The 11,356-nt window shown below is 43.1% G+C and carries 13 protein-coding genes; 8 read left to right on the forward strand and 5 right to left on the reverse strand.

What is annotated here, in order from left to right; all coding sequences use genetic code 11:
* Window positions 1-25 precede the first annotated feature (25 nt).
* The 8 genes from V7K67_RS16890 to V7K67_RS16925 all read left to right on the forward strand — a co-directional run bounded on the left by V7K67_RS16890 (window position 26) and on the right by V7K67_RS16925 (window position 7,552).
* Window positions 26-985, forward strand: a complete 960-nt coding sequence (locus V7K67_RS16890) for an acyl-CoA desaturase (protein WP_334731919.1) — start codon at window positions 26-28, stop codon at window positions 983-985.
* Between the two features lie 27 nt (window positions 986-1,012).
* Entirely contained in the window at window positions 1,013-1,267 is a 255-nt protein-coding gene (locus V7K67_RS16895) for an acyl carrier protein (protein ID WP_334731920.1), read from the forward strand.
* 42 nt (window positions 1,268-1,309) lie between these two features.
* Window positions 1,310-2,545 (forward strand): acyl-CoA dehydrogenase family protein, encoded by a 1,236-nt coding sequence (locus tag V7K67_RS16900; protein ID WP_334731921.1) that lies wholly within the window; start codon window positions 1,310-1,312, stop codon window positions 2,543-2,545.
* A 258-nt stretch (window positions 2,546-2,803) separates the two neighbouring features.
* Entirely contained in the window at window positions 2,804-3,763 is a 960-nt protein-coding gene (locus tag V7K67_RS16905; RefSeq protein WP_334731922.1) for an acyl-CoA desaturase, read from the forward strand.
* Window positions 3,764-3,788: 25 nt separating this feature from the next.
* The gene (locus V7K67_RS16910) at window positions 3,789-4,049 is read left to right on the forward strand and encodes an acyl carrier protein (protein ID WP_334731923.1); all 261 of its coding nucleotides are present in this window, start codon (window positions 3,789-3,791) and stop codon (window positions 4,047-4,049) included.
* Window positions 4,050-4,589: 540 nt separating this feature from the next.
* Window positions 4,590-5,543 (forward strand): acyl-CoA desaturase, encoded by a 954-nt coding sequence (locus V7K67_RS16915; protein WP_335167578.1) that lies wholly within the window; start codon window positions 4,590-4,592, stop codon window positions 5,541-5,543.
* A gap of 384 nt (window positions 5,544-5,927) precedes the next feature.
* Window positions 5,928-6,536 (forward strand): L-threonylcarbamoyladenylate synthase, encoded by a 609-nt coding sequence (locus tag V7K67_RS16920; RefSeq protein WP_335167580.1) that lies wholly within the window; start codon window positions 5,928-5,930, stop codon window positions 6,534-6,536.
* Window positions 6,537-6,610: 74 nt separating this feature from the next.
* On the forward strand, window positions 6,611-7,552 hold the full coding sequence (locus V7K67_RS16925) for a sensor histidine kinase (RefSeq protein WP_334729276.1): 942 nt from the start codon (window positions 6,611-6,613) through the stop codon (window positions 7,550-7,552).
* On the opposite strand, the gene V7K67_RS16930 is transcribed toward V7K67_RS16925, so the two are convergent.
* The 5 genes from V7K67_RS16930 to V7K67_RS16950 all read right to left on the reverse strand — a co-directional run.
* The gene (locus V7K67_RS16930; RefSeq protein ID WP_334729275.1) at window positions 7,515-7,985 is read right to left on the reverse strand and encodes a GNAT family N-acetyltransferase; all 471 of its coding nucleotides are present in this window, start codon (window positions 7,983-7,985) and stop codon (window positions 7,515-7,517) included. The genes V7K67_RS16925 and V7K67_RS16930 overlap by 38 nt on opposite strands.
* Window positions 7,986-8,107: 122 nt before the next feature.
* Window positions 8,108-8,521 (reverse strand): hypothetical protein, encoded by a 414-nt coding sequence (locus V7K67_RS16935; RefSeq protein WP_335167583.1) that lies wholly within the window; start codon window positions 8,519-8,521, stop codon window positions 8,108-8,110.
* A 72-nt stretch (window positions 8,522-8,593) separates the two neighbouring features.
* Entirely contained in the window at window positions 8,594-9,571 is a 978-nt protein-coding gene (secF, locus tag V7K67_RS16940; RefSeq protein WP_335167585.1) for a protein translocase subunit SecF, read from the reverse strand.
* A complete protein-coding gene (secD, locus tag V7K67_RS16945; RefSeq protein ID WP_334729278.1) occupies window positions 9,568-10,986 on the reverse strand; it encodes a protein translocase subunit SecD in 1,419 nt (472 codons plus the stop codon). Before secD ends, secF begins: the two co-directional genes overlap by 4 nt.
* A 132-nt stretch (window positions 10,987-11,118) precedes the next feature.
* On the reverse strand, window positions 11,119-11,356 hold a 238-nt coding region (locus tag V7K67_RS16950), incomplete at its 5' end, for a hypothetical protein (RefSeq protein WP_335167587.1).

Raw genomic sequence — 11,356 nt, forward strand, 5'->3', positions numbered from 1 at the left:
GAATTGAATGAGGATGTAAAAGGCAATGCAGTTAAATAGTCAAAGTCGTTCTTTGTTGACTTCAACTAAAGAAGCAAAAATTACAATCAAAAATGATTACTTACAAGCAATACAAAGGCGGTTGGCCGCAGCTACTATCATAATTCCTTTGATAGGTACACTGATAGCCCTCAAATTTGCTTGGGATTTTGGAATTAATCTCATGGAATTAGAACTGCTTTTGGTTTTCTGGTTTCTCACTATGATTGGGGGAGTTACTGTCGGTAATCATCGGCTTTTAGCTCACTGTGCTTTTAAGACCCACCCATCTATTCGAGTTGCTTTGGCTATTTTGGCTTCTATGGCAGCTCAAGGCCCTGTCATCAATTGGGTTAGCAACCATAGACGGCATCATCAATACAGTGACCAGATAGGAGATACTCATTCTCCCAACCTTCACAAAGGAGAATCTTGGGGAAAGTTAAAGGGAATGTGGCATAGCCATGTTGGCTGGATACTTAATGGCGAAATCACAAATTCTACAGTGTTTGCTAAGGATTTGCTGCAAGACCCTGTGATGAAAAAAGTCAACCAACAATACCTAGCTTTCGTTTTTTTGGGTCTTTTGATTCCAGCTATTCTGGGAGGAATATTGTCAGGTACTTGGATAGGTGTAGGGCAAGGATTTTTATGGGGAGGGCTTGTGCGAATTTTTGTAGTGCATCATTTAACTTGGTGTCTTAACTCCATTGTTCATCTGTATGGTAGTTGCCCTTTCAATACTAGTGAACAGAGTACAAATAATGTTTGGTTAGCAATTCCTACAGGAGGAGAGGCTTGGCATAACAATCATCATGCTTTTCCTAACTCAGCAAAGTTTGGGTTGCAATGGTGGGAAGTTGATTTCGGGTACTGGTTAATCCGCACTCTGGAAGTATTAGGTTTAGCTTGGGATGTTAAAGTTCCCACACTCGGAATGATTGAAGCGAAAAAAACTGCTAGCTGATTTTTAGTTTAAGTTTTGGAATGATATATGCTTGCTCAAAAAACTGACAAAGTATCTACTACGGAAATCAAAGAATGGTTGATTTCTTATCTAGCAGATTTGCTAGAAATCGAACCCGAACAAATCAATGTAGAAACCACTTTTGCTCGTTATGGTTTAGATTCATCCGTAGCGGTGGTTTTAACCGGAGATTTAGCAGATTGGCTAGGAAAAGAGCTAGAGCTAAGGGTAGTTTGGGATTACCCGACGATCGCAGATCTTGCACAACATTTAAGCAAATAGTTAGCGAATAGTTTTAGTACAGATTTTATGGAGATGCTGGAAATGGTTTTATCTACCTTACAAGAAACAAAAGACTACATTGCTCTAGCTGCTTCATTAGGAAAGGAGTTTGCTAAAACAGCAGTCGAACGAGATGCTAAAGGTGGTAGTCCAACCGCCGAACTAAATCGTCTGCGGGAAAGTGGTCTGCTTAAACTCCTGATCCCAGAAGAATATGGTGGATTTGGTCAAACTTGGGTTACAGCCCTGAAAGTTGTACGAGAAATTGCCAAAGCGGATGGCTCCCTTGGTCAACTTTTGGGTTATCACTATGTCAATTCTGTCATGCCTGAACTAAATGGTACTCACGAACAAAAAGCCCGATTCTACAGCGAAACTACTCGCAACAACTGGTTTTGGGGTGATGCTGTTAATCCGCGAGATCCTAAATTGGTGCTAACACAAGATGGAAACAATTTCCGGCTCAATGGTACTAAAAACTTTGCCACAGGCAGTACTGGCTCCGACATCATTGTAGTGACAGCCGCACGCGGATATATGGAGAATCTTCCCGTTGCCATTGTTTCCAAGCATCGGGAAGCGGTTGAGAATCTTCCTGTTGCTATTGTTCCCACCCATCGGGAAGGAGTGGTTCTCAATGACGATTGGGATTACATTGGACAGAGACAAACCGATAGCGGTAGTGTCAGTTTTAATAATGTCTTGATTCACCGAGATGAGATTCTGGGCAATCCTGACTCTAAGGATGCGCCTAGCTCCTTTGCCTCATTGGTGACTCCTGCGTTCCAATCTGTCTTTGTCAATTTCTATCTGGGAATTGCACTGGGCGCATTTGAGGAAGGCAAGCAATATACCCTATCTGCAACCCGTCCCTGGATTTTTTCACCTGCCCACACGGCAGCTAAAGATCCTTATATTATTGAGCAATACGGTGATCTCTGGGTGAGTTTGATTTCGACCATCAGCCATGTTGATTATGTCAACTCAGTTTTCCAATCTGCCTGGGAAAAGGGAGAACACCTGACAGCCACCGAACGCGGTGAAACTGCTGTTACTATTAGCACTGCCAAAGTCTTGACTACACGAGTGGCATTAGATGTGACAAGCAAGATTTTTGAAGTGATGGGAACTCGTGCGGCTGCGACAAAGCATCGCTTTGATCGCTTCTGGCGCAACGTCCGTACTCATACTCTGCATGATCCAGTTGCCTACAAAGTCCACGAAGTTGGTGACTGGGTACTCAACGAACAAATCCCACCCTTCACCATTTACACCTAAGCCGAATGGTACGAAGTTAATAGCGAAAAAGAGGCAAGGGAACAGGGAGCAAGAGGGGATACTTCAGGCGGGAATTCAAAAGAGCCTGTAGCTTGCTTCCCCGTAGGGGTAAGAGAACCACGCTTTTGAACTAGGGGATTCAGACCTATGTTCCGCTCCGCTCTTTGTCTAGAGGAAGGGGTCATTTCTTCTTGCTAGAAAGACCCATTCCCCCTGCCTCTTCGGTGAAGACAAGATTGAAGGAGGATGTAGAAGCTAATGCAATTAGACAATCAAAGTCATACTTTGGTGACTTCAAATAAACCAACAAAGATAATAATCCAAAATGATTACTTACAAAAAGTACAAAGGCGTTTTGCTATAGCCACAATCATAATTCCTTTGATCGGGACACTAATATCGCTCAAATTTGCTTGGGATTTTGGAATTAGCGCCCTGGAATTAGAATTGCTTTTGGTCTTCTGGTTTCTCACTATGGTCGGAGGAATTACTGTAGGTTTTCATCGCCTTTTATCTCACTGCGCTTTTAAGACCCACCCATCTATTCGAGTTGCTTTAGCTATTTTGGGTTCTATGGCGGCTCAAGGACCTGTGATTAATTGGGTTAGCAATCATAGACGGCATCATCAATACAGTGACCAGATAGGAGATACTCATTCACCCCACCTTTATCAAGGGGAATATTGGGGAAAGTTAAAGGGAATGTGGCATAGCCATATTGACTGGATGCTTAACGGTGAACTCACAAATTCTACAGTGTTTGCGAAGGATTTGCTGCAAGATCCTGTGATGAAAAAAGTCAACCAACGATACCTAGCTTTCGTTTTTTTGGGTCTTTTGATTCCAGCTATTCTTGGGGGAATATTTTCCCGTACTTGGATCGGTATATGGCAAGGACTTTTGTGGGGAGGGCTTGTCCGAATTTTTTTAGTGCATCATTTTACTTGGACTATTAACTCCATTACTCATCTGTTTGGCAGTCGCCCCTTCAATACTAGTGAGCAGAGTACTAATAATGTTTGGCTAGCAATTCCCACAGGCGGAGAAGCATGGCATAACAATCACCATGCTTTTCCTAACTCAGCAGAGTTTGGGTTGCAATGGTGGCAAATTGATTTAGGGTATTGGTTCATCCGCACTCTTGAAGTATTGGGTTTAGCTTGGGATGTTAAAGTTCCCACGCTAGGAATGATTGAAGCGAAAAAAACTGCTAACTAATTTTAGTCTAACTTTTGGAGGATCTATGCTTTCTCAACAAACTGAAGCTTTGAAAGTATCTGCTACAGAAATCAAAGAATGGTTAGTTTCTTATTTAGCAGATTTGCTAGAAATTGAACCAGAACAAATAAATGTAGAAACTACTTTTGCACGTTATGGTTTAGATTCATCGGTAGCGGTAGTTTTAACGGGAGATTTAGCAGATTGGCTAGGAAAAGAGTTAGAGCTAAGGGTAGTTTGGGATTACCCCACGATCGCATCTCTCTCACAACATTTAAGCGAGTAATTCGCATCATCGGGTTGTGTTGGAGGGTAGATATAGCGAGCCTGTTACCAGGGGCAAGATAGACTGAAAGTATTGCTGTATAAACTTTTCAACTATCAGTGTCTATTGAATTGTCTAGAGATAGTTCGCGTTTAAGTAAGTCGGCACAATAAAACCAAACTGTGTAAAGAAAAGTAAACAAGGCTCAAACCCTTTCTCCCCCTGCTCCCTGCCCCCTGCCCCCTGCCTTTTTCCAACGACAAATATTGACGCCCACCTACTTATCTGCCCAAAGTCACCACAAGGGGGGAACGAAATCATAAGGGTTTTAGCCATATTCTTTCATACTACAAACTCAGATTTTGTACTACTTGCCCCTCATGACACGCTCGCTATATCTACCCCCTCTTAGGTCTGAAATGGTGGCAAATTGATATTGGTGGCTGGGTAATTCTTGCTCTCAAAAAAGTAGGTTTAGTGTGGGATATCAAAACCCGCACATCAGGGATGATCACAGAAAAGTCGGTTCAAAAAGAAAACTAATCAACAGACGGCACGATAATGACAACACATTTCGATAGCACAAGACCAAATCAGAAAACAAAAGTTATTATCAATGACTACATCAAAGGGCTGCAATATAAGCATTTTTGGTGGTACAACTTCATCCCCTTTTTAGGAACCATTGTGGCGCTGATTTCCCTCTGGTGGCTACCTGTTGGATCGATCGAGATCGGGATGCTCATTGTGATGTGGGCTTTAACCATGACCGGGGTAAGTGTAGGTTTTCATCGCTACTATACCCATCGTTCTTTTAAAACACATCAGGTAATGCGAGTGATATTCGCCATACTTGGTTCTGTAGCTGGGCAAGGTCCATTAATTTCCTGGGTAGCCATCCATCGTCGGCATCATGAGTGCAGTGACCTACTAGGTGATCCCCATTCCCCAAATCTTCACAGTCAGGGATTTTTCAGAACTATCAAAGGATTATGGTATTCCCATGTTGGCTGGTTAATTGATCATGATTATCCTAATCCAACATATTATACTCCCGAACTCCTGCGAGATAAAATCATATCGAAAATTAGCCGATTTTATCTAGTTTGGATAATTATTGGTCTAGTTATCCCCACAGTGATCGGAGGACTACTTCATTGGTCTTGGATAGGAGCATTGCAAGGCTTTCTGTGGGGCGGTGTCGTGCGAATTTTTCTGGTAGATAACATCATATTGAGTGTCAATTCTGTATCTCATTTCTATGGGACTCATCCTTATCAAACAGGAGATCAAAGCAAAAATAACCCTTGGGTGGCGATTCCAACTTTTGGTGAGTCGTGGCACAACAATCACCATGCCTTTGAAAGCTCCGCTGCTATTGGTTTGAAATGGTGGCAAGTTGACTTTGGTTATGCAGTGGTTTGGATATTGGCAAAATTAGGCTTGGTCTGGGATGTCAATCTGCCCACAGCCAAAATGATGGCAGCGAAAAAAATTACCATAGCTCAGGACTAAGGGACTTCCAAGGAATAAAATCACCAAATAAAATAATGATAATCATTCTGAGGGGGGAAGGAGAAGCAGCCGACGGCTGCTTCTCCTTCCCCCCCTTTTGTATTATTATTCGAGAGAAATGTTTTCTTATCCTTCAAGCATTGTCGCCCCAAGAAGAATTACTTTGCATGTCAGGGTAAAAACGAAGAGCTTAATAAGACAGTTAAACTGAAAACTACACTTACTATATTTAATTGTACGTGCGTAGAATCATGCGCCTGTATCGCTTAAGGTTAAGGTATTTGTCTGGTTCCTACATTCATTCAACAATCGCTAATAATTGTTGCTTACCGCAACTTATTGAGCGGATACTATTGAATTGTTCTCGCCGACTTACTTAGTAAGATGACGCAAGTTTCCCTCACAGACCTAATAGCTGGCGCACGCGCTGGCTTGTTGGTGAGTTTTCCCACCGATACTGTTCCTGCGCTTGCAGCTGTACCAGAAACAGCAGCATTAATTTTTGCTGCGAAGCAACGCAGTCAGGATAAACCTTTGATTTTGATGGCGGCTAAAGCTGAAGATTTGTGGCTGTATGTCCAAGGTAGTGAGAATGAGTATAAAGTTTGGCAAGAACTAGCAGATAAGTATTGGCCAGGAGGGCTGACATTAGTTTTACCAGCGAGTCAACACCTGCCAAAAGTTATGAACCCTATTGATCCAACAACAATTGGTATCCGAGTACCGAAAAGTGCGATCGCTCAATCTATTTTGGCCCAAACAGGCCCTCTTGCCACCACTAGCGCCAATTTTTCTGGTCAGCCGCCTTTACAAACAATGGCAGAAATTGAGACTCAGTTTCCTCAAGTTCTGACTTTAGCAACAACAGAATGCCAGGGTGAAATGCCGGGGATGGGTGTACCTTCCACTGTTGCTAAATGGACAGGGATAAATTGGCAGATTTTGCGGCAAGGAGCGATCAAGTTGGAGATTTCGATTGATAACCAGATATAGGTGGCTATAATGTTGTTTTCGTGGGTTTAACAACAGAGAAATCTGAAACTTTAGCAGGTTAATAATTGCCAGATATGAATTGGAGCAACTGGATATATCTAGGAGTAGGAATAGCACTAGGTATGGTTTTTTGTCAGTTATTTGGGCGATGGCTACGCCCAACCCAGGCATCGCCTAATGTTTCATCTAGCTCATCCCCAGTAGCGCCATTAGCTGAACAGGATACGCCACCAATATCGCAACAGCTACAGCAAACCCATCTGGCATACCTGATGGCAAGGGAAATGAGCCTATTTAAAGCTGGTTTTTTAGCGCGGACTACTCATGAATTACGATCGCCTTTTAATGGTCTAATTGGCTTACATCAGTTAATTTTGTCAGATTTATGTGAAAATCCAGCTGAAGAGAGAGAATTTATTGCCCAAGCTCACGAGCGAACGCTAAAACTACTGAAGCTGATGGATGAAATTCTCAACGTTGCTAGAGCTGAACATGGTACCAATAAATTAGATATTCAGCCTAGACCTTTAGCCCAAGTTTTGGAGGAGGTTCATGACTTAACTTATATGCTGGCGGCAAATCGCAATTTTCCCTTGCAATTATTACCCGCTGACCCAGAAATTTATGTTTTGACAGATTACCTCTGGCTCCGCCAAGTATTGATCAGTTTAATAGACACTGCTATTGCTCAAATGGAGGAAGGTAGCATCTGTATTTCCAGTAGCACCCTACCTACAAATAATTTTGTAAATATTTGGCTGGATCTACCAACCCATGCCATACCCTGGAGTGAGCCGATTGATTTGCTCAAATTTGAAGATCAGCCGACCCAGATTGACGAAAAGAACGCTGCTCTTTCTCCAGGAATGAGGCTATTAATCAATCAGACTTTGGTGGAAGCTATGGGAGGAAAGTTGGAAATTCTGCCTTCTACCATTGTGAAGGAATCGCTTCCGCAACTTACCAGACTACAAATCTCTATCCCCCTAGCGATTCCTGAAGCTGAACTTCTGTAGCAGCAACGAAAGCACGGTTAGCTAGGTTATGTAGCACCATTGTAGTGGTGGTGTTGGGTTGAAAACCAATCTTTTCGTAGAAACCCTGCTGGTGAGTAGTCATGAGGTAAATACGCTCAACCAACCTCATCCGGGGATGATTCAAAACGGTTTCTACTAAATTGCTGCCCAACCCACTATGTTGATACTCTGGATGAATCACAACATCCCAAATTGTGGCGCGATATATGCCATCAGATGTTGCTCTGGCAAAGCCAATGAGTCGATCGCGATCGCAAACGGAAATTACTGGCTCACTGTTGGCAATAGCTATACCTAAATCCTCAATACTGCGTCCCTTTGCCCAGAAAGCGGAAACGTTTAACAGTTCTTGGAGTTGGTAAAGGTCAATTTCAGACTTGCGTTCGCTAAATTGAATGTGAGACTCGTTCATTTATGGCATCCACTTTTGGCACTATCTTTGTATATTTAAGTCATATTTTGCTAGAAATTGCTGTACGTGTCTATGTATATGCAACAAGAAAGAAAATTTAAAGCGAAGCAAAAAGGGGTACTTCACCGACAAACCCACTTCCATAAAGGATGAGTTGCTCCCTGCTGACGTATCCGATAAACTTGTTTTTCTAAACGTTGTTTTTCCTGCTGTGGCAATCCGAGTAGAATATTCCGACTTTGCCAAACTAAAACAGCAGCGGTCATCCCCAGACAAAAGGCGAGACCGAAGGTAGGCAGTGGATGGTAGAATAATCCAAATCTCACTGCCACCCAGGTAAAATATTGTTCCCACAGAGCAATTTCTGTACGTAGACCCCACAAAGAGATAGGTGCAACGGTGAGCCATAAACAGCCCACAAATAGCCACCTACCATATACTGTCAGCTGATGTAGCCTTTGTACTTGTTGAGCAAAGGATGGGTCAGATTTCTCAAAGTCTGGGACACTAGTTAATGGTTCTTCCGGTTGATCCATAGGGGAATAAAATTGCAAGGCGTGGGTAAGCCATTCAAAATGCCTTCACCCAATTGTGAAATATACACAAGTTTAACTATCCTGGGAACTGGCAGATGTATCAATCGGCTCTGGGTTGTCTAGCACCTGAGATTGACCCCTGCGCTCTCGCCACCAAGCAAGGAGAGTACTGGCGACGAAAATACTTGAATATGCACCCATTGTAAATCCAATAATTAAGGCCAGGGCAAAGTTTCTCAGGGTTTCACCACCAAATAGAAATAGAGAAAATAATGTTAGTAAAACGGTTAACGTGGTATTAATCGATCGCGTTAAAGTTTGATTGGTTGCATCATCAACAACTTTGTCAATGCCATCGCCAGGATGTAGATGCAGTATTTCCCGAATGCGATCGTAGATGACCACGGTATCTGTCACCGAGAAACCTGTAATAGTCAAAATAGCAACGACGAAAAGGCTATCAACTTCAATACCTACTACTAATCCTAAGATGGAGAAAACACCCAGGGTAATTAAAACATCATGGAACAAGGCAAGAATTGCGATTACGGCATAGTCCACCTGGAACCGCACACTTAAATAAATAACGATCCCAGCAAAGGAGACAACCAGAGCTAATAACCCTTGGGTAAATAGCTGACGACCAAGTGTTGGGCCAACGGTGTCAATTTGAGTGACTTTCGGGTTAAAGGCTCCAATTTTTTCACTCAAAGCTGTTTGCAACTGGGTGCGTTCATCGACATTTAATGTCTTTGTGCGAATGGATATTCCCTGTTGTTTTTGACCAACAACTTGGATGCTACTATTATTTAGCTTCTCGGCATCAACTACTTTCCTGACATCAGAAATTTCAATTGGTTGAGCGCAGCTGTTTGGTTGTGTACAATCGCGTTCAAATTGTAGTCGTGTACCACCAACAAAATCTAAACTGGGACGTAGTGGTGCGCCTAGTTGTTGCCAAGAAATCACCATTGCCACGATGCTAATGATGATCAAGGTGGCAGAAATTGTCCACCAAAGTCTCCGACGTTTGATGACACTAAATTTCATGACTGTACCTCCGCACCAGACTTAATTGACGTTGAGAGATTGGGGCAAAACAACTCTGGCTTACGCAAGTTGGGAAATCCCAATGTTAGAAACAGCAGTGTGCGACTACAAGTAATGGCAGTAAACAAATTCACCACTAACCCTAGCGCCAATGTCAAAGCAAAGCCTTTAACTAAACCTGCTCCTAAGAAAAATAGTGCTGCACAAGAAATTAATGATGTGACATGACTATCTAAAATGCTAGACCAAGCTCGGTAGAATCCTGACTCTACAGAACGATATAAAGTTTTCCCAGCACGTAGTTCTTCACGGGTGCGCTCAAAAATCAATACGTTAGCATCAACTGCCATACCGATACTGAGGATAAACCCAGCAATACCGGGGAGAGTTAATGTAATGCCTAGCAAAGCGAAAGTGGCATAGGTCAATAGCGCATAGATAATCAAAGAAAAGTCAGCAATTAATCCTGGTAGTCGGTAGTAAACTAACATGAAAACTAATACTAACAGCAATCCACCAATACCAGCGTAAATACTGCGTTGAATACTATCTTTACCTAAACTTGCCCCAACGGTACGGTTTTCAACTATTTCTACTGGTACGGGTAATGCGCCACCGCGTAGCTGTACACCTAAGTCATTGGCTTGTTGGGCGGTAAATCGTCCTGTAATCACAGCAGAACCACCAGTAATCCCAGTGGCGGCAAATTCTATACCCACGGTAGGAGCGCTGATGAGTTCATTGTCCAGAAAAACACCAATGCTCCGCCCAGTACCAGCGAGATTTTTCGTCAAATTGGCAAACAGTTCACCACCCTTTTGGTCGAAGCGAATGGCAACATTCCAGTTGCTACCTTGAGTGGGTTCACCATAAGCATCCTTGAGGTATTTGCCAATTAGCGGTGGATTGGTACTTTCAAACAATTCTGCGATCGCTTGATTATTTTTCTTTAAATCTTCTTGATTCTTGACAATTGCGGCTTTATCGCTACTCTTTTTCAACTCTTCTTGCTTGGCTTTCAATTCGGCTCTAGATGCTTGAAAAGCAAGTAGTTGAGTTTCTGTATTCGCCTTTTGGGTACGAAATTCTAACTGTGCTGTACCCCCTAGCACCCGTTCAGCTTGCTCTGGATCGTTTACTCCTGGTAGTTGCACCAAGATTTTATCTGAGCTGACTGTTTGGATTACTGGCTCCGAAACACCCAGACCATTAATCCGACCTTCGACAACTTTCTTTACACCTTCCAATTCTCGGTCGGTGATTTTGGGAATTTCTGGTGATGGTTTCACCTGAATTGTGAGCTGTGAACCTCCGCGCAAGTCTAGTCCCAGGGGTATCGGAATTGTGGCAATCACCGTAATCGCGGCGATTATCAGGACTAAAATTAAAATTAATAGCGATCGCTGTCTTTGCATACCATAACTCGCAACTGACAAACGCTATAATAGCGCTCTTTTGAGGAGTTATGAATTAGGAGTTAGGAGTTGAGAGTTAGGAGTTAGGAGTTAGGAGTTAGGAGTTAGGAGTTGAGAGTTGGGAGTTGAGAGTTAGGAGTTAGGAGTTGAGAGTTGGGAGTTGAGAGTTAGGAGTTGGGAGTTGGGAGTTGGGAGTTGGGAGTTGGGAGTTGGGAGTTGGGAGTTGGGAGTTGGGAGTTGGGAGTTGGGAGTTGGGAGTTGGGAGTTGAGAGTTGGGAGTTGGGAGTTGGGAGTTGGGAGTTGGGAGTTGGGAGTTGGGAGTTGGGAGTTGGGAGTTGGGAGTTGGGAGTTGGGAGTTGGGAGTTGGGAG

The sequence above is a fragment of the Nostoc sp. genome, from assembly GCF_036917155.1.
Classification (GTDB): domain Bacteria; phylum Cyanobacteriota; class Cyanobacteriia; order Cyanobacteriales; family Nostocaceae; genus Nostoc.

What these genes read in the sequence shown, in the direction of transcription:
- V7K67_RS16935 (WP_335167583.1), bottom strand. Translation starts at nt 8,521, where the DNA reads ATGGATCAACCGGAAGAACCATTAACTAGTGTCCCAGACTTTGAGAAA.
- V7K67_RS16910 (WP_334731923.1), top strand. Translation starts at nt 3,789, where the DNA reads ATGCTTTCTCAACAAACTGAAGCTTTGAAAGTATCTGCTACAGAAATC.
- V7K67_RS16930 (WP_334729275.1), bottom strand. Translation starts at nt 7,985, where the DNA reads ATGAACGAGTCTCACATTCAATTTAGCGAACGCAAGTCTGAAATTGAC.
- secF (WP_335167585.1), bottom strand. Translation starts at nt 9,571, where the DNA reads ATGAAATTTAGTGTCATCAAACGTCGGAGACTTTGGTGGACAATTTCT.
- secD (WP_334729278.1), bottom strand. Translation starts at nt 10,986, where the DNA reads ATGCAAAGACAGCGATCGCTATTAATTTTAATTTTAGTCCTGATAATC.
- V7K67_RS16905 (WP_334731922.1), top strand. Translation starts at nt 2,804, where the DNA reads ATGCAATTAGACAATCAAAGTCATACTTTGGTGACTTCAAATAAACCA.
- V7K67_RS16895 (WP_334731920.1), top strand. Translation starts at nt 1,013, where the DNA reads ATGCTTGCTCAAAAAACTGACAAAGTATCTACTACGGAAATCAAAGAA.
- V7K67_RS16925 (WP_334729276.1), top strand. Translation starts at nt 6,611, where the DNA reads ATGAATTGGAGCAACTGGATATATCTAGGAGTAGGAATAGCACTAGGT.
- V7K67_RS16915 (WP_335167578.1), top strand. Translation starts at nt 4,590, where the DNA reads ATGACAACACATTTCGATAGCACAAGACCAAATCAGAAAACAAAAGTT.
- V7K67_RS16920 (WP_335167580.1), top strand. Translation starts at nt 5,928, where the DNA reads ATGACGCAAGTTTCCCTCACAGACCTAATAGCTGGCGCACGCGCTGGC.
- V7K67_RS16890 (WP_334731919.1), top strand. Translation starts at nt 26, where the DNA reads ATGCAGTTAAATAGTCAAAGTCGTTCTTTGTTGACTTCAACTAAAGAA.
- V7K67_RS16900 (WP_334731921.1), top strand. Translation starts at nt 1,310, where the DNA reads ATGGTTTTATCTACCTTACAAGAAACAAAAGACTACATTGCTCTAGCT.